Annotated in this window: 16 protein-coding genes; 15 read left to right on the top strand and 1 reads right to left on the bottom strand. The window is 41.4% G+C overall.

The window, feature by feature from the left end:
- The first annotated feature begins 9 nt into the window (after positions 1 to 9).
- Together purE and DW019_RS02820 are read left to right on the top strand one after the other, a co-directional pair.
- Positions 10 to 522: a 5-(carboxyamino)imidazole ribonucleotide mutase gene (purE, locus tag DW019_RS02815; RefSeq protein WP_118442463.1), complete on the top strand. Its 513-nt coding sequence runs from the start codon at positions 10 to 12 to the stop codon at positions 520 to 522.
- A gap of 277 nt (positions 523 to 799) precedes the next feature.
- Positions 800 to 1339: a PBECR4 domain-containing protein gene (locus DW019_RS02820; RefSeq protein ID WP_118442464.1), complete on the top strand. Its 540-nt coding sequence runs from the start codon at positions 800 to 802 to the stop codon at positions 1337 to 1339.
- Between the two features lie 69 nt (positions 1340 to 1408).
- Here DW019_RS02820 and DW019_RS02825 read toward each other — a convergent pair whose 3' ends face one another.
- Positions 1409 to 2620 (bottom strand): D-alanyl-D-alanine carboxypeptidase family protein, encoded by a 1212-nt coding sequence (locus DW019_RS02825; protein WP_118442465.1) that lies wholly within the window; start codon positions 2618 to 2620, stop codon positions 1409 to 1411.
- A 179-nt stretch (positions 2621 to 2799) separates the two neighbouring features.
- Between DW019_RS02825 and metE the strand changes: the two genes are divergently transcribed.
- From metE to DW019_RS02890, 13 genes are all read left to right on the top strand, one after another.
- Positions 2800 to 5070, top strand: a complete 2271-nt coding sequence (gene metE, locus DW019_RS02830) for a 5-methyltetrahydropteroyltriglutamate--homocysteine S-methyltransferase (RefSeq protein WP_118442466.1) — start codon at positions 2800 to 2802, stop codon at positions 5068 to 5070.
- 165 nt (positions 5071 to 5235) lie between these two features.
- Positions 5236 to 6069 carry a metallophosphoesterase gene (locus tag DW019_RS02835; RefSeq protein WP_118442467.1) on the top strand — a complete coding sequence of 278 codons (834 nt, stop codon included), beginning with the start codon at positions 5236 to 5238 and terminating at the stop codon, positions 6067 to 6069.
- 57 nt (positions 6070 to 6126) lie between these two features.
- Positions 6127 to 6894, top strand: a complete 768-nt coding sequence (locus DW019_RS02840) for a segregation/condensation protein A (protein WP_118442468.1) — start codon at positions 6127 to 6129, stop codon at positions 6892 to 6894.
- Complete coding sequence (scpB, locus tag DW019_RS02845; RefSeq protein ID WP_022377651.1) at positions 6891 to 7472, top strand: SMC-Scp complex subunit ScpB; 582 nt, start codon at positions 6891 to 6893, stop codon at positions 7470 to 7472. The genes DW019_RS02840 and scpB overlap by 4 nt, the downstream gene beginning before the upstream one ends.
- A gap of 198 nt (positions 7473 to 7670) precedes the next feature.
- A complete protein-coding gene (gene gltB / locus DW019_RS02850; protein ID WP_118442469.1) occupies positions 7671 to 12230 on the top strand; it encodes a glutamate synthase large subunit in 4560 nt (1519 codons plus the stop codon).
- A 36-nt stretch (positions 12231 to 12266) separates the two neighbouring features.
- Positions 12267 to 13748, top strand: a complete 1482-nt coding sequence (locus DW019_RS02855) for a glutamate synthase subunit beta (protein WP_117478840.1) — start codon at positions 12267 to 12269, stop codon at positions 13746 to 13748.
- Between the two features lie 63 nt (positions 13749 to 13811).
- Positions 13812 to 15119 (top strand): glutamine synthetase family protein, encoded by a 1308-nt coding sequence (locus tag DW019_RS02860; RefSeq protein WP_118442470.1) that lies wholly within the window; start codon positions 13812 to 13814, stop codon positions 15117 to 15119.
- A 107-nt stretch (positions 15120 to 15226) separates the two neighbouring features.
- On the top strand, positions 15227 to 15712 hold the full coding sequence (locus DW019_RS02865) for an ANTAR domain-containing protein (RefSeq protein ID WP_022376943.1): 486 nt from the start codon (positions 15227 to 15229) through the stop codon (positions 15710 to 15712).
- Positions 15713 to 15723: 11 nt separating this feature from the next.
- The gene (locus DW019_RS02870; protein WP_118442471.1) at positions 15724 to 16821 is read left to right on the top strand and encodes a carbamoyl phosphate synthase small subunit; all 1098 of its coding nucleotides are present in this window, start codon (positions 15724 to 15726) and stop codon (positions 16819 to 16821) included.
- A gap of 14 nt (positions 16822 to 16835) precedes the next feature.
- On the top strand, positions 16836 to 20039 hold the full coding sequence (carB, locus tag DW019_RS02875) for a carbamoyl-phosphate synthase large subunit (RefSeq protein WP_118442472.1): 3204 nt from the start codon (positions 16836 to 16838) through the stop codon (positions 20037 to 20039).
- A gap of 117 nt (positions 20040 to 20156) precedes the next feature.
- Positions 20157 to 20423, top strand: a complete 267-nt coding sequence (gene rpsO, locus DW019_RS02880; protein ID WP_022376940.1) for a 30S ribosomal protein S15 — start codon at positions 20157 to 20159, stop codon at positions 20421 to 20423.
- 91 nt (positions 20424 to 20514) lie between these two features.
- Positions 20515 to 20967, top strand: coding sequence for an NUDIX domain-containing protein (locus DW019_RS02885; protein ID WP_118442473.1), 453 nt, complete (start codon positions 20515 to 20517; stop codon positions 20965 to 20967).
- Positions 20968 to 21111: 144 nt separating this feature from the next.
- Positions 21112 to 23205 (top strand): polyribonucleotide nucleotidyltransferase, encoded by a 2094-nt coding sequence (locus DW019_RS02890; RefSeq protein WP_117478835.1) that lies wholly within the window; start codon positions 21112 to 21114, stop codon positions 23203 to 23205.
- Positions 23206 to 23426 lie beyond the last annotated feature (221 nt).

The raw sequence follows: 23426 nt of genomic DNA on the forward strand, positions 1-23426 counted from the left end.
AATTGCAAGATGGCAAAAGTAGGTATCTTAATGGGAAGTGATTCAGACCTTCCGGTTATGAAAAAAGCAGCAGATATGCTTGAGAAATTTGGAATTGAATATGAGATGACGATTATTTCGGCTCACCGTATGCCGGATGTATTTGTTGACTATGCAACAAAAGCAGAAGAACGTGGTGTTGAAGTGATTATCGCAGGAGCCGGTGGTGCTGCTCATCTTCCGGGTATGTGTGCGGCGTTATTTGACCTTCCGGTTATTGGTATTCCGATTCATACAAAGAGCCTTGGCGGTGTCGACAGTTTGTATTCGATTGTACAGATGCCATCCGGTATTCCGGTTGCGACTGTCGCTATTGATGGTGCAGCAAATGCCGCCATTTTAGCTGCTAAAATGCTTTCGATTTCGGATAAAGACTTGCGGGGTAAGTTAAAAGATTATAAGAAAGAAATGAAAGATGGCGTTATGGCAAAGGCAGAGAAACTGGATAAGCTTGGTCATGACAAATATATTGAGCAGATGTAGGAAAATTTTGATTGACATAAATGTTAATGATTCGTATAATAATAGTAGAAGAGATAGCGTGCTATCTCAAGTGGGCTAACACTTAAATCCGAAAGACTTGTTGGACGAATGTGCCAGCGGTTGGCAGGCAACGAAAAAACCTGAAAGACTTACTGGACGAATGTGCCAGTGGTTGGCGGACAACAAAAAAATTAGTCGTTAAAGGAGAGTTGGTAATGCTGCGGTATTATAACTCTCCTTTTGAATTAGTAAATAACAAAGCGAGGAATGTAGAGTATTGAAAAAGCATACAGCAAAAGAAGCGGTTAAAATTATTATAGCAACAGCAAAGGATTATAATAGATTACTTGAAAATAAAAATTTTATATTTATATACAGAAATCGTCTGAATAATCAAATTGAATATTTTGAAACTGTTTTCTTACCTCGTCATTTCCAACATTTATGTGGCGTTGATTATATTAACTCGGATAATGGAAAAGTGATACATAATTCAACAGATTTTTACAATAGAGCATTAAATAATGAATTATCACATAAAGAAATTAAATTGAGAGAAGATGGTACAACAAATTATTGTTTGGGATTTTCAAAAGAAGGAAAGTATTATATGCCTAGTTCATGTTTGTTGGAAGATATTCGTAATTTGGGAGATCATCCTTCACAGATTTTAGCAGTATTATCGAAGAACAATAATGCTTCAGAGCAAGTTTATTCCGAGATACGTTATGTTGCCAAAGGAGTTCCCCTTAATAAAATAAAGATGCCAAATAATTTAAATCAAATGATTAATTTGTCAAATTATAAAGAAAAATAAAGAAATCAATTTGTAGGAGACTATAACGCGAAGCGTTATCCTGTCTCTCACAAATTGATTTTTTTTCCATCACCCCGCCATCAGCAGCCGGTCAAGTGCCATCAGTAAGTAGTCGGTGTAGCCGGCTTTTTTTATGTTCTGCATAGCAAGGAGGGGAACTTTGCCAAGCGTTTTTCCCTGATAGGAATAAGTGATAAATCCTACGGCAGTTCCTTTTTTGATTGGAGCCTTTAATTCCTGATATGTTATCTTCTTTTTGATTTTATTTTTGTCATAAGCAGCAGTAAAAGTGTGTGAAAATGATTTTTTTGGATACACCGTTAATTTTTCAGGGATTCCACCACGGACAGAAGGAGAGTTAAACTTCATGCCGGAATAATCGTCCTGATAGAGAGAACAGTTGGCAAATCCATAATCTAATAATGCCTGGGCTTCTGAAAAACGGACTTTATGGTCCGGTGCAGCCATTATAACAGCAATCAGATTTAATCCATTTCGCTTTGCTGTTGCACTGAGACAGTATTTTGCTTTGCTGGTTGATCCGGTTTTTAATCCTGTTATTCCATCATAAAAACGTACAAGTTTGTTCGTATTTGTTAAACCAAACTGCGATTCACCCTTTTTGGTTTTGTGGATAATTGTGTCCATCCATACGGTTGAATATTTGGAAATGCCGGGATGTTTCATAATTAACTCGCGGGACATAAGACCTACGTCATAGGCACTGGAAAAATGCCCGGATTTGATATCGTCATCGAGACCGGTACAGTTTTTGAATTGTGTATGTTTCATGCCAAGTTCTTTTGCTTTTTCGTTCATTTTCTTTACAAAATTTGGCTCTGAACCGGCAATTTTTTCTGCCATGGCAACAGCGGCATCATTTGCGCTGGCGATGCTGATGCATTTAATCATGGTGTCTACTGTCTGGGTTTCATTTGGTTCTAAAAATACTTGTGAGCCACCCATGCTGGCAGCATATTCGCTTACACTGACAGAATCGGTGAGTTGAATTTTTCCTTCTTCCAAAGCTTCCATAATCAAGGTCAACGTCATAATCTTTGTGATGCTGGCTGGTACAAGCTCGGTATCCTTATTTTTTTCCAGAATGATTTCTCCGGAATTTCCTTCAATCAAAACAGCCGCTTTGGCAGTAAGATTTACAGCTTGACCACTGGAAGATTCGGCGTTCCCGGCAGGAGCTTTAGACTGGGCATAGGAAAATGGAGCCACAAAAAATAATGATAAAACTGCCAATATAAAAATTCCCAAAAGTTGTTTCATGTTGGTTTTTCATCCTGTCTTCAAAGAATCTGTTACATCCTATGGCGTGGAAGGAAAAAATATGACTATAGTTTGAAACTATATAAAAGCACTAGTTTTCGGTATTATACAAACAAAACATGAGAGGTTATAATGAATTTAAATTCTAGGATTGAAAAAATGATTTGAAGGAGAATATTATGAAAACAGCCGTTATTGGATTCCCAAGGATTGGGGCATTGCGCGAATTAAAATTTTCATCGGAAAAATATTTCCGAAATGAAATAACAGAAGAATTGTTAGAAACAGGGAGAACCTTGCGAAAAACACACTGGAAAATACAAAAAGAGGCAGGAATTGATTTTATTTCCTGCAATGATTTTTCCTATTATGATGGTATCTTGGATGCCGCTGTTATGTGCGGAATTATCCCAAGGCGTTATCAGGAGTTGAATTTGTCAGAGCTTGACACATATTTTGCTATGGCACGTGGCTATCAGGGGGAAGCGGGAGATGTAAAGGCACTGGCAATGAAAAAATGGTTTAATACAAATTACCATTATATTGTTCCGGAGGTTGAGGATGATACGGTTATTTCTTTTTTCGGGATAAAACTTTTGAGTGAGTTTGAGGAAGCAAAAGAACTTGGAATTTCAGTAAAACCGGTTGTGCCGGGAGCATATACGTTATTGAAATTATGTCGTTATACCGGTACAAAAACGGCGGAGGATTTTGTCGATGATGTCATTTTTGCATATAAGGAATTGCTGAAACTTTGCGATAAAAATGAGGTTTCGTGGATTCAGTTCGATGAGCCGTCCTTGGTTTTTGATATGACAGAACAGGATTTAGCACTGTTTCGTAAGATTTATTCTGAAATTCTGCCATCGGCACAGTCCTGTCAGGTATTGGTACAGACCTATTTTGGTGATGTCCGTGATGTATATCAGGATTTGATTCAATTGCCATTTGCAGGAGTTGGTCTGGATTTTGTAGAAGGAAAACAGACGAAAAAATTGATTGAACAGTATGGATTTCCAAAGGATAAAATATTGTTTGCCGGATTGGTTAATGGTAAAAATATTTGGAAAAATCATTATAAAGAAACACTCCAGGCACTGCAAGAGTTGAAGGAAAAAGGGATTGACACGGTGTTGTCGACTTCATGTTCTTTACTTCATGTTCCTTACACAATAGAACAGGAGAAAGAATTGTCCGATGAATATAAAAAGCACTTTGCTTTTGCAAAAGAAAAATTATCGGAACTGCGTGATTTAAAGGTACTTGCAGAGAATGAGAACTTTTTAGATTCCGTTTTGTTAAAGGCAAATGAAAGTCTGTTTTTGGCAGGAAGAGACTGCGTAAAGGAAGAAGTGAAAAATCGCCTAAAACAAGTGAAGGATGAAGATTATGTGAGAACGCCTGCGAGAAAGGAACGTCAGAAGAGACAGAAAGAGGTTCTCGGTCTTCCGATTTTCCCAACGACAACAATTGGTTCTTTCCCGCAGACCAAAGATGTAAAAGCAAACCGTTCGGCTTACCGTAGAGGCGAGAAAACGAAAGAAGAATATGTAGCTTTTAACCGTGAAAAGATTTCAGAATGTATCCGCTGGCAGGAAGAGATTGGATTGGATGTACTTGTCCATGGTGAATATGAAAGAAATGACATGGTGGAATACTTTGGCGAGTCTTTAGGGGGATTTTTGTTCACCAAACTTGGATGGGTGCAGTCATACGGCACACGTTGTGTAAAACCGCCGATTATCTGGGGCGATGTGTACCGTGACAAACCGATAACCGTGGACTGGTCCGTATTTGCACAGTCACAGACCGATAAAATTATGAAAGGAATGTTGACCGGACCGGTTACGATTTTAAATTGGTCCTTCCCTAGAGAAGATATTTCCATCGAAGAATCCATGATGCAGATTGCCTTTGTAATCCGAGATGAAGTGCTTGATTTGGAGAAGAATGGTATTCGTATGATTCAGATTGATGAGGCAGCTCTTCGCGAAAAACTGCCGCTTCGTAAATCGGATTGGTACTCGGAATATCTGGATTTTGCAATCCCTGCTTTTCGTCTCACGCACAGCGGGGTAAAACCGGAAACACAGATTCATACACATATGTGCTATAGTGAGTTTAATGATATTATCAAGGCAATTGACGATATGGATGCGGACGTGATTACATTTGAGGCATCCCGGTCAGACTTGCAGATTTTGGATGCTCTCCGTGACAATCATTTTGAAACAGAGGTTGGACCGGGCGTATACGATATCCATTCGGCACGTGTACCGTCAGTCGAAGAAATTGTGACAGCATTAAAAGGAATGCTTGAAAAGATTGAGCCGGATAAACTCTGGGTAAATCCGGATTGTGGTTTGAAAACCAGAGGTGTCAAAGAAACAGATGCCAGCCTGCGGAACATGGTATCCGCTGCGAAAGAAATCAGGAGATTGGCAAACTAGAATAGTAAGAAAAAAGAAAAAGAAATTCATTCGTATCGAGACGGGATAACGCTTTGCGTTATAGTCTCTCGTGAATTGAATTTCTTTTCCTTTTTTTACTTTCTAAGTGCCAATCACTTCCAGATATGTTATAATATCATTAAAAAAGATGTCGGGGGCAGTTGTATGCTAACAGTTATCATGATTTTTCTAGGTATAGCAGTTCTTTTATTATTCGACGGTGTTTTGGAAAATTATTTTCCGACAACGAAAGAGTATTCGATTCAATCACCAAAAATAAAAGAAGAGAAAAAAGTGGTTTTGCTTACGGATTTACACGCTTGTTGTGTGGGAGGCAAAAAGGATAAATATTTGCAAATGATACAAAAACAGAATCCTGACATTCTCTTGCTCGCGGGAGATATGACGGTGAAAAACGGAAAACGAACAGATTGTGTAATCGAGTTTTTAAAAGGGATTCGTTCGATTGCGCCGGTTTATTATGCGCCCGGTAATCATGAGATTCGCATGCCGGAGTATGAGTCTTTTATCCGGGCGGTTCAAAATTTAGGGATTCATTATCTTTCAAATGCAACAGAAAAAATGGACGAAATGGATATTTATGGGCTGGATTTGCCGGAATATTGGTATCATAAATTTTGGGAGAAGCGGGATTTTTCAAAAGAGGAAGTAGAAAAACTTTTGGGAAGTCCGAAAAAGGATACATTTTCTATTTTGATTGCACACAACCCGGAGTATTTTCCTTATTATGCTGCGTGGGGAGCTGACCTTACGGTAAGCGGACATATCCATGGTGGCATTATGAGGCTGCCGTGGATTGGTGGCGTGATTTCGCCGAGCCTTCGACTTTTTCCAAAGTATGATTCCGGTGAGTTTGAGGAAAACGGGAAAAAGATGATACTCAGCCGGGGGATGGGACTTCACCATATTAAACTTCGTTTTTTTAACCGCCCGGAGATAAGCGTCATAAAAATCACTTGCCAAGATAAGTCTAAATAGGGTATTATAGATAGGTAACGCTAAAAAAAGTGTACATTTGCTAAGGGGGCAAAACAGATGGAACTGCAAGTAAAGTTAGAAGTGTTTGATGGTCCGTTGGACTTACTTCTTCACTTGATTGAAAAGAATAAAGTAGATATTTTCGACATTCCGATTGTTCTTATTACGGAGCAGTATCTTGATTATGTCAGAAAAATGGACACCAAAGATATGGATGTCATGAGCGAGTTCCTTGTGATGGCGGCGACGCTTGTAAAAATCAAATCCAAGATGCTTTTGCCTGCAGAAGAAGAGGAACAGGAAGAGGAAGAAGATCCAAGGCAAGAACTTGTGGAACGGCTCTTAGAATATAAAATGTACAAATATGCATCCTTTGAACTAAAGGACAGACAGGTAGATGCCGGAAAAGTGTTTTTTAAAGAACCTACGATTCCGGACGAGATAAAAAACTATAAAGATGAAGTCGATTATGAGGAATTGCTTTCCGATGTAACGCTTCGCAAACTGCAAAACATTTTTGATTCCGTGATGCAGAAGCAGGTGGACAAAATCGATCCAATCCGAAGTGAGTTTGGCAAGATTGAAAAAGAAGAAATTAACATAGAAGACCACATGATTTTTTTGGAGGAATATGCGATGCTGCATAAAAAGTTCAGCTTTCGCAAAGTGCTGGAAAACGGTTCCGGAAAAAGTTATGTGATTGTCACATTTCTAGGTATATTGGAAATGATGAAAACCGGGAAGTTTACGATTGAACAGGACAAGTTATTTGATGACATTATCATTACATATAATCCCGGCAAGGAGCAGGAGGAAGAACAGTGAATATAAAAAAGTTAGAAGCCGTTGTGGAGGCAATATTATTTTCCATGGGAGAGGCTGTCGAGATTGAACGTCTGGCTGCTGCCGTAGACCATGATGAAGATACCGTGCGCAAAATTATCCGCAGTATGATGACTAGGTATGATGAAGAAGACAGAGGAATTCATCTCATTGAGTTAGATGGTTCTTTCCAGTTGTGTACAAAGCCGGAAATGTATGAGTATCTGATTAAGGTGGCTCATATTCCGAAAAAACATGTTTTGACGGATGTACTTTTGGAAACATTATCCATTGTTGCCTATAAGCAGCCGATTACCCGCTTGGAAATTGAAAAAATCCGCGGGGTATCGTGCAGTCATGCGGTAAATAAATTAGTAGAATATGGCTTGATTGCAGAAGCCGGAAGACTGGATGCCCCGGGAAAGCCGATTTTATTTGGTACGACAGAAGAATTCCTTCGCTACTTCAGCTTGGAATCACTGGATGATCTGCCAATTTTAAATCAGGAAACAATCGAGACCTTTAAGGACGAAGCGGAAAAAGAAGTGATGCAGGAACTGGAAGAAGAACAAGGTGAATAAACGTTTTTTCGGTTATTTACTGCTTATTGAAAAATTTTTCTTGCGTTTTTACTTTTCCTGTTATATAATGTGAAAAGACAAAGGCGTCAAAAGAGTATTGAACTATACTCTTTTGACGCCTTTTGTAGTCAAAAAATATTTTTGACAGACGGGAACACGAGTGACTATTCCATACGTCAAATACAAGGAGGAATTTCGATGAGTGAATATGTAGAAGAATGTAAACGGAAACCGATTGGCTTGTATGACCCTCGGTTTGAACATGATAACTGCGGTATTGGCGCAATTGTCAATATTAAAGGAAAGAAAACGCATAGTACCGTAAAAAATGCGTTAGAGATTGTTGCCAATCTTGAACACCGCGCAGGAAAAGACGGCGAAGGAAAAACAGGAGATGGTGTTGGTATTCTCTTACAGATTTCTCATAAGTTTTTCAGTAAAGTGGCAGAAAAGCTTGGTATTGACATCGGAGGAGAGCGTGAATATGGTGTCGGTATGTTCTTTTTCCCACAGGATGAGTTAAAAAGAAATCAGGCAAAGAAAATGTTTGAAAATATCATTGCCAAAGAGGGAATGGAATTTCTTGCATGGCGTGAAGTACCGATTGCACCGGATATTCTTGGAAAACGTGCCGTGGAATGTATGCCGTATATCATGCAGTGTTTCGTAAAGAAACCAAAGAAAGTCGAAAAGGGACTGGATTTTGACCGTAAATTATACATTGCAAGACGTGTCTTTGAGCAGTCCAATGAAAATACTTATGTAGTTTCACTTTCTTCCCGTACAATTGTATATAAAGGAATGTTTTTGGTTTCGCAGCTTCGCTTATTCTTCGATGATTTGCAGGATGTCGATTATGAATCCGCGATTGCGATTGTACATTCCCGCTTCTCGACAAACACACAGCCGAGCTGGCAGCGTGCTCATCCAAACCGTTTTATCGTACACAACGGTGAGATTAATACCATTCTCGGTAATGCAGATAAGATGCTTGCCCGTGAGGAGACGATGGAATCCGAGCAGTTAAAAGGAGAACTTCACAAAGTACTTCCGGTTATCAATGCCAGCGGTTCAGACTCGGCGATGCTTGATAACACACTGGAATTTCTGGTAATGAGTGGTATGGAACTGCCACTTGCCGTAATGATTACAATTCCGGAGCCTTGGGCAAACAACCGTTATATCAGTGAGAAGAAAAAAGACTTTTATCAATATTATGCAACGATGATGGAGCCATGGGATGGCCCGGCTTCCATTTTGTTCTCAGATGGTGATTTGGTTGGTGCTGTGCTTGATCGAAACGGTCTGCGTCCTTCCCGTTATTATATTACGGATGAGGATGAATTGATTCTTTCTTCCGAGGTCGGTGTTATGCCAATCAGTGAAGAACATGTCATCAAAAAAGACCGCTTAAGACCGGGTAAAATGCTTTTGGTTGATACGGTAAAAGGAGAATTAGTGGATGATGATGTTTTGAAAGAGACATATGCATCCCGCCGTCCTTATGGTGAGTGGTTAGACAGCAACCTGGTAGAATTAAAAGACATTCACATTCCGAACCACCGCGTAGAGCATTACAGCGATGAAGAGCGGAGAAAACTGCAGAAAGCATTCGGTTACACATATGAAGAAGTGAAAAATTCCATTCTTCCAATGGCTCAAAATGGTGGCGAGCCGATTGCAGCCATGGGACATGACACACCGCTTCCGATGCTTAGCAAACAGCCACAGCCGTTGTTTAACTACTTTAGACAGCGTTTCGCACAGGTAACAAACCCACCAATTGATGCGATTCGTGAAGAAGTAGTAACATCAACATCAACTTACATTGGCGAGGATGGAAACCTGTTACATGAGCAGCCGGAAAACTGCCGTGTGCTTCGTATTAAGAATCCGATTTTGACCGATACGGATTTGTTGAAAATTAAAAACATGGATGTGCCGGGATTCAAAGTTGGTGTTATTCCGATTACTTATTATAAAAATACTTCTTTGAAAAAGGCAATTGACCGACTGTTTTTGGAAGCAGACAGAGCTTACAAAGATGGTGTTAATGTGTTGATTCTTTCAGACCGTGGTGTCGATGAAAACCATGTGGCAATTCCTTCTTTGTTGGCGGTGTCCGCAATGCAGCAGCATTTGGTCCGCACAAAGAAAAGAACGAGTGTTGCTATGATTTTAGAGAGTGCAGAGCCAAGAGAAGTTCATCACTTTGCCACCTTATTAGGTTATGGTGCCTGCGCCGTAAACCCATATCTGGCGCTGGATACCATCAAACGCTTGATTGACTGCAACATGCTTGACAAAGATTACTATGCTGCTGTGGATGATTACAATTCAGCCATCCTTCACGGTATCGTAAAAATTGCATCAAAGATGGGTATTTCAACAATTCAGTCTTATCAGGGATCCAAGATTTTTGAGGCGATTGGCATTTCCAAGGAAGTGACAGATGTGTACTTCACCGACACGGTATCCAGAATCGGTGGTATTTCGCTTCAGGATATTGAGACACAAGTAGAAAACCTTCATACGCGTGCTTTTGACCCATTGGATCTTGGTAACGATACAACACTTGACAGTCTGGGTATGCACAAGTCGCGCAGTGGAAAAGAAGATCATCTTTATAATCCAAAGACGATTCATCTTTTACAGCAGGCAACCTGGCAGAAAGACTATAAATTATTTAAAGAATATTCAAGAGAAATCGATAATGAAGACCGCTTCATGAATTTGAGAAGTTTGTTAGACTTCAAATTCCCGAAAAAGGGAATTCCGCTTTCGCAGGTTGAGCCGGTTGAAAGCATTGTCAAACGATTCAAAACCGGTGCGATGTCTTATGGTTCTATTTCACAGGAAGCACATGAGACATTAGCGATTGCGATGAACCGCTTACACGGTAAATCCAACAGTGGTGAGGGCGGTGAGAGTTTAGAGCGTCTATCCATTGGAAAAGACGGTTTGAACCGCTGCTCCGCAATTAAACAGGTGGCAAGCGGACGATTTGGTGTCACCTCTCATTATTTAGTAAGTGCAAAAGAAATTCAGATTAAGATGGCACAGGGAGCAAAACCGGGTGAAGGCGGACATCTGCCGGGTGGAAAAGTTTATCCTTGGATTGCAAAAACCAGACTTTCAACACCGGGTGTATCCCTTATTTCCCCGCCGCCTCATCATGATATTTACTCGATTGAGGATTTGGCACAGTTGATTTACGACTTGAAATGTGCAAATACCAATGCCAGAATTTCCGTAAAACTGGTATCGGAAGCAGGTGTTGGTACAGTCGCTGCCGGCGTAGCAAAAGCCGGTGCAGGCGTCATCCTGATTTCCGGTTACGATGGTGGTACCGGTGCAGCTCCGGCAAGTTCGATTCACAATGCCGGACTTCCTTGGGAGCTTGGTCTTGCCGAGACACACCAGACACTGATGATGAACGGACTCCGCTCAAAAGTTGTGATTGAGACAGATGGTAAACTGATGACCGGCCGTGATGTTATGGTAGCAGCATTGCTTGGTGCTGAAGAGTATGGTTTTGCAACCGCACCGCTTGTTACGATGGGATGCGTGATGATGCGTGTATGTAATCTGGATACCTGCCCGGTTGGTGTGGCAACCCAGAATCCGGAACTGAGAAAACGATTCAAAGGAAAACCGGAATACGTTGAAAACTTCATGTGTTTTATCGCAGAAGAAGTTCGTGAACTGATGGCAAAACTTGGAGTAAGACAGCTTGATGAGTTGATTGGACGTACGGATTTATTGAAAGTGCGTGATGACATTCAGGATGATGAGAGAACGAAGAAACTGGATTTGTCCGCAATTATTGATAATCCATTTGCAAAAGATAAAAAACATTTATATAATCCGAAAGATGCGTATGATTTTAAATTGTCAAAGACAATGGATGAGAAAGTATTCTTAAAGAAATTTAAGCATGCGCTGGAAACCGGAGAAAAGGCAAAAATTAGTGCAAGAATCAGCAATGTGGATCGTGCACTTGGCACAATTCTTGGTTCTGAAATCACAAAGAACTTAGGAGACGATGTACCGGCCGATACCTTTACGGTAGAATGTATCGGAAGCGGCGGACAAAGTTTTGGTGCCTTTATTCCAAAAGGACTTACGCTTACGTTGGAAGGTGACAGCAATGATTACTTCGGAAAAGGACTTTCCGGTGGTAAACTGGTTGTCTTTCCACCGGAAAATGTACAGTACAAAGCAGAAGATAACATTATCATCGGTAATGTTGCTTTGTATGGTGCGACAAGCGGTGAGGCTTATATCAACGGTATGGCAGGCGAGCGTTTCTGTGTCAGAAACTCCGGTGCACACGCTGTTGTAGAAGGTGTTGGCGACCACGGCTGTGAATATATGACAGGTGGCTGTGTCGTTGTCTTAGGTCCGACCGGAAAGAACTTTGCAGCCGGTATGAGCGGTGGTATCGCTTATGTACTGGATGAAAATAGTGACTTGTATCTCAAACTGAATAAAGAGCTGGTATCATCCAATGCAGTAACGGATAAATACGACGTTATGCAGTTGAAAGATATGATTCGTGAGCATGTAGAAGCAACCGATTCGGAACGTGGTAAAGAAATTTTAGCAAACTTTAGTGAGTACCTGCCAAAATTCAAGAAAATCATTCCTCATGATTATCAGGCAATGTTACAGGCAATTGCCCAGATGGAAGAAAAGGGACTGAGCAATGAGCAGGCACAGATTGAAGCATTTTACCAGTTGAAAAAAGCACGCTAAGATTTTTTGAAAACGAAGAAAGAAAGGATGATTACAATGGGTAAACCAACCGGATTTATGGAATATAAACGAGAGAATAACCTTGAGATAAAGCCACTTGAACGCATTAAAAACTTCAATGAATTTCATGTGCCGATGAGCGAAGAGGAACGCAGTGTGCAGGCGTCTAGATGTATGGACTGCGGTGTTCCGTTTTGTCAGTCTGGCATGATGATTGGCGGTATGGCAAGCGGCTGTCCGTTAAACAACTTAATTCCTGAGTGGAATGATATGGTTTATCGTAACGGATACGAACAGGCACTTGGCAGACTGCTTAAGACAAATAATTTTCCGGAATTTACTTCCCGTGTCTGTCCATCTCCTTGTGAGGCTGCATGTACCTGTGGATTGAATGATTCACCGGTAACGATTAAGGAAAATGAAAATGCCATTATCGAATATGGTTATGAACACGGATTGATGGGACCAAAACCTCCAAAAGTCCGTACAGGCAAAAAAGTAGCGATTGTAGGTTCCGGTCCATCCGGACTTGCGGCTGCTGACCAGTTGAATAAACGTGGACACAGCGTGACCGTATTTGAACGCGAGGATTATCCGGGCGGACTTTTGATGTATGGAATCCCGAATATGAAACTTGACAAATCGGTAATAGAACGTAAAATAGAAGTAATGAAAGCAGAAGGGGTTGTTTTCCGTACCGGTGTGAATGTCGGTGTGGATGTAAAAGCCGATGAGTTGAAAAAAGAATTTGACCGCGTCATTTTGACTTGTGGCGCTTCAAACCCTCGTAACATCAATGCTCCCGGCAGAGATGCCAAAGGTATTTATTTTGCCGTTGATTATTTGAAACGAGTAACCAAGCATTTACGCAATCCGCAGTATACGGATTATATCAATGCCAAAGATAAAAATGTACTCGTTATCGGAGGCGGTGATACCGGAAATGACTGTGTTGGTTCCTCGATTCGTCAGGGGGCTAAAAGTGTCGTTCAGCTGGAAATGATGCCGAAACCACCGGTTTGCCGTTTGGCAAGCAATCCTTGGCCGGAGTGGCCGAAAATTCTTAAGACCGATTACGGCCAGCAGGAAGCAATCGCTGTCTTTGGCAGTGACCCGCGAATCTATGAGACCACGGTAAAAGAATTTATAAAGGATAACAAAGGCGATTTAAAACAGGTTAAAATCGTGAAGCTTAACTGGCAGAAGGATGAAAAGACCGGACGCATGCAGATGAGCGAAATTCCGGGAAGTGAACAGATTTTAGATGTTGACCTCGTCTTTATTGCGGCAGGATTTTTGGGCTCTGAGGAGTATGTTACAAAAGAATTTGCCGTAAAATGTACGGACCGTACAAATGTGCAGACGAAGCAGGGCGAATACAGCACCAGTCAGAAAGGAATCTTTACAGCGGGTGATATGCACCGAGGACAGTCCTTGGTTGTCTGGGCAATCCGCGAGGGAAGAGAGGCAGCCCGTGAAGTTGATAAAGATTTGATGGGTTATACAAACCTCAATTAAAGGGGACAATTATCCGGTGGCAGAGGACTGCTGCCGGATTTCATATGGAAAGGAGAATAAACTATGTCGCATTACACAAAGGAAGATATCATTCGTATTGTAGAAGAGGAGGATGTAGAATTTATCCGTCTGCAATTTGTGGATATTTTTGGAATTTTGAAAAACATGGCAGTAACAGCCAAACAGTTAGACTCTATTTTGAATAACCGATGCACGTTTGATGCCGCTGCGATTAATGGGTTTGATACGATGCATGTGGATGAACTTGTTTTAGTTCCGGATTTGGATACATTTACAATTTTCCCTTGGAGACCGCAGAGAGGTCGTGTGGCACGTTTTATTTGTGATGTGCGTCATACGGATGGAACTCCTTTCATGGGAGATTCCCGTTATATTTTAAAACAAGTAATTGAAGAAGCGGCAAAAGACGGCTATACGTTAAATGTCGGACCAGAATCAGAATTTTTCCTCTTTGATATGTCGGAAGATGGACAGCCAACGACAAACACCAGTGAAAAAGGAGGATTTTTTGACATCGGACCGGTTGATGCCGGAGAAAATGCAAGACGTGATATCGTGCTTTCTTTGTCTGAGATGGGATTTGAGATGGAATCTTCATATCACTCCAATGAAGTGTGCCAGCATCATATCGATTTCAAATTTGATGATGGAATTCAGACAGCCGATAATATTATGACGTTTAAACTTACTGTTCGTACCGTAGCAAAGAGACATGGACTTCATGCTACGTTTATGCCAAAGCCAAATTATGGGAAAAAAGGTTCTGCGATGTTCTTTAACATGTTCTTGAGCAAAGATGGTGAGAACATTTTCAGTGACCCGGATGAAGAGTATGGTCTGAGCAAAACAGCATACTATTTCATGGGTGGAATTATGCGCCATATTAAAGGGCTTACTTTAATTAACAATCCGATTATCAATTCTTATAAACGTTTGGTGCCGGGATACAATGCACCGGTTAATATTACATGGTCACGTAAAAACCGTACTCCGCTTATGCGTATGACAAGTACCGGTGAGATGGGACCGCGTGTAGCACTGAGAAGTCCGGATGGATCCTGTAATCCATATTTGGTTTTAGCAGGATGTTTAGCTGCCGGATTAGACGGCATCCGCAATAAAATTGAGCCACCAACCTGTATTGATGATTTAGAGGGGGCACAGGAATTTGACATTCTGCCAAGAACTTTGATTGAGTCGGTACAGGCATTTGAAAAAGACGAATTTTTCCATCAAGTATATGGAGAAGAGTTGTCACGCATAATCATCCAAAAGAAAAAACAGGAATGGGATGAATTTTGCGAACAGGTAACCGCATGGGAAGTTGAGAAGTATCTGGACCGAATTTAGTCCGGATACCGCTTGTTTTGATACTTTTCTACGGGGAGGTGTGAACGATTCTGCGCATTATAGTAGCGTTTCCTAAGCTGGATGATGCGAAAAAAATAAAAAATGTTTTGAATCGGAGCGGATATGATGATATACTAGCATTTAATAGTGCATCGCAAGTGATTGCAGCCGCCAATGAATGTGACGGCGGTATTGTGTTGTGCGGATATCGTTTGACTGACATGCATTACAGTGAATTGTATGGCTATCTGCCGCGGGAATTTCAGATGCTTTTAGTAGCATCGCCTGCCAAATTGCAGGAATGCTCAATTGGCAGTATTATGTGCTTGTCTATGCCGATTCATTCGCATGAATTAGTAAGTACCATTGAAACAATGGCAATGGAACTTTACGCAGCGGAGAAAAGAAAGAGAAGATACCAGCCAAGGAAACGATCCGAAAAAGAACAAAAATCAATTGATGATGCCAAGGCTCTTCTGATGGAGCGAAACCATTTATCCGAAGAAGAAGCCCATAAATATATCCAGAAACTTAGTATGGACAGCGGAAACAATCTTGTGGAAACTGCGGAGATGATTCTGGCATTCGATTAAAGGAGGATAACATGAACGCATATCTGATACTGGAAGACGGAACTGTGTTTACCGGAAAAAGCATAGGCAGTAAAAAAGAAGTCATTAGCGAAATTGTTTTTAATACGTCAATGACAGGATATCTTGAAGTGCTCACGGACCCAAGTTATGCCGGACAGGCAGTAGTAATGACCTATCCGTTAATTGGTAATTATGGTATTTGTAATCAAGATAAAGAGGCGAAAAAGTCAAATACCGATGCTTTTATTGTAAGAGAACTGGCAAGACTTGGAAGCAACTTCAGAAAAGAAGAAAGTATTCAGCAGTTTCTTGTAGAGCAGGATATTCCGGGAATTGAAGGAATTGATACAAGAGCCCTCACCAAACGACTTAGAGAAAAAGGAACAATGAATGGCATGATTACCACAGAAAAACCTGAGGATTTATCTGCCGTTCTTGAAAAAATTAAAAAATATTCCGTTCGCGGTGTAGTTGACAAAGTAACTACAAAGGAAATTGTTTCCTATAAACCGGGCGATTTAGATACCGATAGCAACATTTCTATTACAAAGAAGGTTGCTATTCTTGACGTTGGAACGAAATTTAATATAGCAAGATGTTTGTTAAAACGTGGCTGTGAAGTGACAATTTATCCGGCAAGAACGAAAGCCGAAACGATTCTTGCTTCTCATCCGGACGGCATTATGCTGACGAATGGACCGGGGGATCCGAAAGAATGCACAGAAGTCATTGAAGAGTTGAAAAAACTGTATGCATCGGATATTCCGATTTTTGCAATTTGCTTAGGTCATCAGTTAATGGCACTTGCCTGCGGTTGTGATACAGAGAAAATGAAGTATGGTCACCGCGGAGCAAATCATCCGGTGAAAGACTTAAAAACCGGACGCGTATACATTTCTTCCCAGAACCATGGCTACATGGTAAAAGAATCTTCAGTGCCAAAAGAAATTGCCGAGGTTGCCTTTGTAAATGTCAACGATGGCACAGTCGAGGGACTTCGTTATTTACAGAAAAATATTTTCACGGTTCAGTTTCATCCGGAAGCTTGTGCCGGACCAAAGGATTCGGAAGTTTTGTTTGATGAATTTATCAAGATGATGGAAGAGTAAGGAGGATACATACAATGCCAAAAATGGATGAAATCAAAAAAGTTTTAGTAATCGGTTCAGGCCCAATCGTTATTGGACAGGCTGCCGAATTTGATTATGCCGGTACGCAGGCTTGTCGTTCTCTGAAAGAAGAAGGAATGGAAGTAGTGCTTATTAATTCCAATCCTGCTACCATTATGACCGATAAAGATATTGCTGACCGTGTTTACATTGAGCCACTGACCGTTGAAGTGGTTCAGAAACTGATTCGCAAAGAAAGACCGGACAGCGTGCTCCCAACACTGGGTGGACAGGCTGCGTTAAATATTGCGATGGAATTAGAGGAATCCGGCTTTTTAAAGCAGGAAAATGTTCGCCTGATTGGTACGACTGCACAGACGATTAAGCGTGCAGAAGACCGTTTGGAATTTAAAGAGACGATGGAAAAAATCCACGAGCCGATTGCTGCAAGTATTGTCGTGGAACATGTGGATGATGCGATTGCGTTTGCCAATGAAATCGGTTATCCGGTTGTTATCCGCCCGGCATATACCCTTGGCGGAAGCGGCGGCGGTATCGCACATAACGAAGAAGAACTGCACGATATCTGCTCCAATGGTCTTCGTCTGAGCCGTGTCGGACAGTGTTTGATTGAGCGCTGCATCGCCGGATGGAAAGAGATTGAGTATGAGGTAATGCGTGATGCGGTAGGAAACTGTATTACGGTTTGTAACATGGAAAATATTGACCCGGTTGGTGTGCATACCGGTGACAGTATTGTAGTAGCACCGTCTCAGACATTAGGTGACAAAGAGTATCAGATGCTTCGTACTTCAGCATTAAATATTATTACAGAACTTGGTATTACCGGTGGATGTAATGTGCAGTTTGCACTTCATCCGGACAGTTTTGAATACTGTGTTATCGAGGTAAACCCTCGTGTCAGCCGTTCTTCCGCACTTGCTTCTAAGGCGACCGGATATCCGATTGCAAAAGTAGCAGCAAAGATTGCATTAGGATATACACTGGATGAAATTCCAAATGCCATTACGAAGAAAACCTTTGCAAGTTTTGAGCCGGCACTGGATTACTGTGTTGTAAAAATTCCGAGACTGCCATTTGATAAATTTATCAAGGCAAAACGTACTTTGACGACACAGATGAAAGCAACCGGAGAGGTTATGAGTATCTGTGATAACTTTGAAGGTGCGTTGATGAAAGCACTCCGTTCACTGGAGCAGCACATTGACAGTCTGGATATCGGGCGTTACAGTGACCGCTCCAAAGAAGAACTGCTAGAGCGTATCCACATTGTTGATGACCGCCGTATCTTTATTATTGCCGAGCTGATTCGCAAGGGTGCTACCTATGAAGAAATTCATGACATTACAAAAATCGATTTGTGGTTCATTGATAAAATTGCCCATCTGGTAGAGATGGAACAGACTTTGAAAAACGAAACATTGACACCGGAAATTTTGGCAGAAGCAAAACGAATGGAATTCCCGGATACTGTTATTGCTAACTATACCGGCATGACAGAGCGTGAGATTCACGATATGCGCCATGAAAATGGAATCGTTGCTTCGTTTAAGATGGTTGATACCTGTGCGGCTGAGTTTGAGGCAAGTACGCCATATTATTACAGCGTGTTTGGCAGCGAAACGGAAGTTTCAAAAGATAAGGACAGAAAACGAATCATGGTTCTTGGTTCCGGTCCAATCCGAATCGGTCAGGGTATCGAGTTTGACTTCTGTTCGGTTCACAGTGTGTGGTCACTGGCACAGAGCGGTTATGAGACAATTATTGTAAACAACAATCCGGAGACGGTAAGTACGGACTTTGATGTGGCAGATAAATTGTACTTTGAGCCATTGACACCGGAAGATGTAGAAAATATCGTGGATATTGAGAAACCGGATGGTGCGGTTGTCCAGTTTGGTGGACAGACAGCAATCAAACTGACAGAAGCACTTCTCAAAATGGGAGTTCCGATTTTGGGAACAAGTGCAGAGAATGTAGATGCGGCCGAAGACCGTGAGCTGTTTGATGAAATCTTAGAGCAGTGTAAGATTCCGAGACCGGCAGGAAAAACCGTATTTACAACAGAAGAGGCATTAGCGGCAGCAAATGAACTTGGGTATCCGGTTCTTGTCCGTCCATCTTATGTACTTGGTGGACAGGGCATGCAGATTGCGATTAATGATGATGATATTCGTGAATTTATGTCAATTATCAACCGCCATGTGCAGGAACATCCAATTCTTGTTGATAAGTACCTCATGGGTAAAGAGGTTGAGGTTGATGCGGTGTGTGATGGCGAGAACATTTTGATTCCCGGTATTATGGAACACGTAGAGCGTGCCGGTATTCATTCCGGTGACAGTATCTCGGTTTATCCTGCCATGAGCATTAAACCTGAAGTTCAGGAAGTTTTAGTCGATTATACGGCAAAACTTGCAAAATCCCTTCATGTAATCGGCTTGATTAACATTCAGTTTATTGTTTATAACGATGAAGTTTATGTGATTGAAGTAAACCCTCGTTCGTCAAGAACGGTACCATATATCAGCAAAGTAACCGGAATTCCGATTGTAAAACTGGCTTCCCGCGTAATCCTTGGTGAAAAAATCACGGATATGGGTTATACACCGGGACTTGCGAAAAAATCGGATTACATCGCAATTAAGATGCCGGTATTCTCCTTTGAGAAACTGCGCGGTGCAGAAATCAGCTTAGGACCTGAGATGAAGTCAACCGGTGAGTGCTTAGGTATCGCAAAAACATTTAATGAGGCACTTCACAAAGCCTTTATGGGAGCCGGAATCAATCTTCCGAAATACAAGAAGATGATTCTTACGGTAAATGATAACTCGAAAGACGAAGCAATTTCCGTTGCCAGACGTTTCCAGGCACTTGGCTATGAAATCTATGCGACACGAGGAACAGCTAAGTTTTTAGGCGAGAATGGCGTTTCGGTTATCGGTGTCAACAAGATTGAGCAGGAATCCCCGACACTGATGGATTTGCTGCTTGGTCATGAGATTGATTTGGTAATTGATATTCCAAAACAGGGTGAACATTCCCACGATGGTTTCCTCATCCGCCGTACTTCTATTGAGACCGGTGTTACCTGTCTGACTTCTTTAGATACGGCAAATGCACTTTTGACTGCGTTAGAGGATTCTGAGAAAAATGAATTGACATTAGTAGATATTGCTACGATTGACACGAAATAAAGGTTTACAACGAACTTAAATTGTGTTATGATAGCAAATAGCCATTGCTCAGATTGCGGAAACTCCGACCGGATCTTAGTAAATGGTGATAAGAAAATATTTAGGAGGTATGTCACAATGATGACTACAGAAAAGAAAAAAGAAATTATTGCAGCTTATGGAAGAACACCGGATGATACAGGTTCACCGGAAGTTCAGGTAGCGCTTCTTACTGAGCGTATCAACACTTTGACAGAGCACTTGAAAGAGAATAAGAAAGATCATCATTCTCGTCGTGGTATGTACAAAATGATTGGTAAGAGAAGAGGCCTTTTGGATTATCTGAAGAAGACAGATTTGGAAGGTTATCGTGCGCTGATTGAAAAACTTGGTTTGCGTAAATAATTTGTATGAGTTGAGTGCTTTCGTCAAATGGATACTGTTTGATTGAAGGCACTCTTTCTATGAAAAAAATTTTTCTTAAAAAGGTGAGGAAATGAAACGAAATCGCAGTCAGGCTATGGTTTGCCGGGATGGCAAATTACTGCTTGTAGAACACAGAATGAAAGGAAGAGATTTCTTTAATCTGCCGGGCGGCGGAATTGAGGAAAATGAGACACCGGAAGAAGCAGCTTTGCGTGAGTTAAACGAAGAAGCAGGCGTGAGTGGAAAAATTGTGCGTCCGCTTGCCATTGAATATAAACCGGATTTGGAAAGTCGGATTTTTACATTTTTGGTAGAAATTCGGGATGATGCGGTTCCACACAAGGGAATTGACCCGGAATTATCGGAGTCGGAACAAACGATTGTCGGTGTGACATGGCGTACATTAGAAGAGATTGCGGAGCGTGACCGTGCGTACTTATTTGGAGCCGGTCTGATGCGTGTGCCGGAGTTTCACGACGAGGTTTTAAAGTGGCCCGATGACGCTATCAGTTATCCGGAATAAGGAAAGTTGCTTTTTTTGCAAAGATTGTGTATAATAAATTTTGTATGTAAATTGAGATGACACCGAGACTTCTGAAAAGCTCATTGATACAGTGGGTTTTTCAGTGGTTTCGGCATCTCGAAATAAAAATAAAGGAGAAAAAGTATGTACAAGACATTTTCAATGGAGCTTGCAGGACGTACTTTGTCAGTTGACATTGGACGTGTAGCTGCTCAGGCAAATGGCGCTGCATTTATGCGCTATGGTGATACAGTTGTCCTTTCTACGGCAACAGCATCCGAGAAACCAAGAGAGGGAATTGATTTCTTCCCATTAAGCGTAGAATATCATGAAAAGATGTATTCCATCGGAAAAATTCCGGGAGGATTTACAAGACGTGAAGGTAAACCAAGCGATAACTCAATTTTGACTTGTCGTGTAATTGACCGCCCGATGCGTCCATTGTTCCCAAAAGATTATCGAAATGATGTAACACTGGAAAACTTAGTTATGGATGTTGACCAGGATTGTGCACCGGAGCTTGTTGCTATGCTTGGTTCTGCACTGGCTACCAGTATTTCGGATATTCCGTTTGATGGTCCGACTGCAGCAACACAGGTTGGTTTGGTTGACGGTGAACTTGTTTACAATCCGACAAGCGCACAGCGTGAGGTTTCTGATTTAGCACTTACCGTTGCTTCTACAAGAGATAAAGTTATCATGATTGAAGCCGGTGCAAACGAAGTTGATGAAGCTACGATGATTCAGGCAATTTATGGTGCCCATGAGTTGAATGGACAGATTATCGAGTTCTTTGACAAGATTGTTGCTGAGTGTGGTAAAGAGAAACACGAGTATGAGCATTTCGATATTCCGGAAGATATGTGGAATGACATGGTTAATTTCATTACACCGGAAGCTATGGAAGAAGCTGTATTTACTGATGTAAAACAGGTTCGTGAAGAAAATATCCGCGGTATTAAAGACCGTTTGGAAGAGCGTTATGCAGAGGAGCATGAGGACTGGATTTCCTTTATTGATGAGGCTGTTTATAAATTCCAGAAAGTTACAGTCCGCAAGATGATTCTGAAAGACCACAAACGTCCGGATGGCCGTGAGGTAAAACAGATTCGTCCACTTCATGCTGAAGTTGATGTACTTCCTACAGTACATGGCTCCGGTTTGTTCTCCCGTGGACAGACACAGGTGCTGAATGTTACAACATTGGCTCCCCTTTCAGAGAAACAGAAATTAGATGGTTTGGATATTACAAAAACATCCAAGAGATATATGCATCACTACAACTTCCCATCATGGTCCGTTGGTGAGACAAGACCATCCAGAGGACCGGGACGTCGTGAAATCGGACATGGTGCTTTGGCAGAGCGTGCTTTGGTTCCTGTTCTTCCTAGCGAAGAAGAGTTCCCATACGCAATCCGTACCGTATCCGAAATTTTGGAATCCAATGGTTCTACATCTCAGGGTAGTATTTGTGCATCTACCTTATCATTGATGGCTGCCGGTGTTCCGATTAAAGCACCAGTTGCTGGTATTTCCGTTGGTTTGGTAACCGGTGATACCGATGATGATTACTTGATTTTGACAGATATTCAGGGGCTTGAAGATTTCTTCGGCGATATGGACTTTAAAGTTGCCGGTACGAAAAAAGGTATTACTGCCATCCAGATGGATATTAAGATTCATGGTTTGACAAGAGAAATCGTGGAGCAGGCTATTGCAAGAACAAGAGAAGCCCGCCTTTACATCTTAGATGAGGTTATGGCAAAAGCAATTGCAGAGCCTAGAAAAGAAGTAAATGCTTACGCTCCAAAGATTAAACAGATTATGATTGACCCGGCTAAGATTGGTGAAGTTGTTGGTCAGAGAGGTAAGACAATCAACGCATTGATTGAGCGTACCGGTGTTAAAATCGATATTACGGATGATGGTGCTGTTTCGGTTTGCGGAACAGACAAAGAGGCAATGGACGAAGCACTTCGCCTCATTGAGATTATTGTAACGGATTTTGAAAAGGGCCAGATCCTTGAGGGAACCGTTGTCAGCATTAAAGATTTTGGTGCTTTCATCGAGTTTGCGCCTGGCAAAGAGGGAATGGTTCACATTTCAAATATTGCAAATCGCCGCATCAATCATGTAGAGGACGAGCTTACACTTGGTGATAAAGTGAAAGTAATCTGCCTTGGCAAAGATAAAATGGGACGTATCAGCTTTAGTATTAAGGATGTTCCGGAAGAATAAGATAAGAAATATTATGTATTGTAAGCTGCAAGCTGGTGAAAGCCGGCTTGTGGCTTTTTTTGAACCAATTTAAAAGGAGCCGGATTTCTCCGACTCCTTTAAGTATGTGTCCGCAAACACATACCCCAATTACTATCTATAATATACTATAAATAATAAAATATGCAAGAGGGTTAAATGTAATTTTTTAGGTGTGCTGCTTTTGGATAGAAGATGAGGTT

It is taken from the genome of Clostridium sp. AF37-5 (assembly GCF_003477605.1).
In the GTDB taxonomy this organism is placed as follows: Bacteria; Bacillota; Clostridia; order Lachnospirales; family Lachnospiraceae; genus Eubacterium_F.

Bases quoted from the DNA above. Each gene is read 5' to 3' on its own strand.
- purE (WP_118442463.1), top strand. From the start codon at position 10: ATGGCAAAAGTAGGTATCTTAATGGGAAGTGATTCAGACCTTCCGGTT.
- DW019_RS02825 (WP_118442465.1), bottom strand. From the start codon at position 2,620: ATGAAACAACTTTTGGGAATTTTTATATTGGCAGTTTTATCATTATTT.
- metE (WP_118442466.1), top strand. From the start codon at position 2,800: ATGAAAACAGCCGTTATTGGATTCCCAAGGATTGGGGCATTGCGCGAA.
- DW019_RS02835 (WP_118442467.1), top strand. From the start codon at position 5,236: ATGCTAACAGTTATCATGATTTTTCTAGGTATAGCAGTTCTTTTATTA.
- DW019_RS02840 (WP_118442468.1), top strand. From the start codon at position 6,127: ATGGAACTGCAAGTAAAGTTAGAAGTGTTTGATGGTCCGTTGGACTTA.
- gltB (WP_118442469.1), top strand. From the start codon at position 7,671: ATGAGTGAATATGTAGAAGAATGTAAACGGAAACCGATTGGCTTGTAT.
- DW019_RS02855 (WP_117478840.1), top strand. From the start codon at position 12,267: ATGGGTAAACCAACCGGATTTATGGAATATAAACGAGAGAATAACCTT.
- DW019_RS02860 (WP_118442470.1), top strand. From the start codon at position 13,812: ATGTCGCATTACACAAAGGAAGATATCATTCGTATTGTAGAAGAGGAG.
- DW019_RS02870 (WP_118442471.1), top strand. From the start codon at position 15,724: ATGAACGCATATCTGATACTGGAAGACGGAACTGTGTTTACCGGAAAA.
- carB (WP_118442472.1), top strand. From the start codon at position 16,836: ATGCCAAAAATGGATGAAATCAAAAAAGTTTTAGTAATCGGTTCAGGC.
- rpsO (WP_022376940.1), top strand. From the start codon at position 20,157: ATGATGACTACAGAAAAGAAAAAAGAAATTATTGCAGCTTATGGAAGA.
- DW019_RS02885 (WP_118442473.1), top strand. From the start codon at position 20,515: ATGAAACGAAATCGCAGTCAGGCTATGGTTTGCCGGGATGGCAAATTA.
- DW019_RS02890 (WP_117478835.1), top strand. From the start codon at position 21,112: ATGTACAAGACATTTTCAATGGAGCTTGCAGGACGTACTTTGTCAGTT.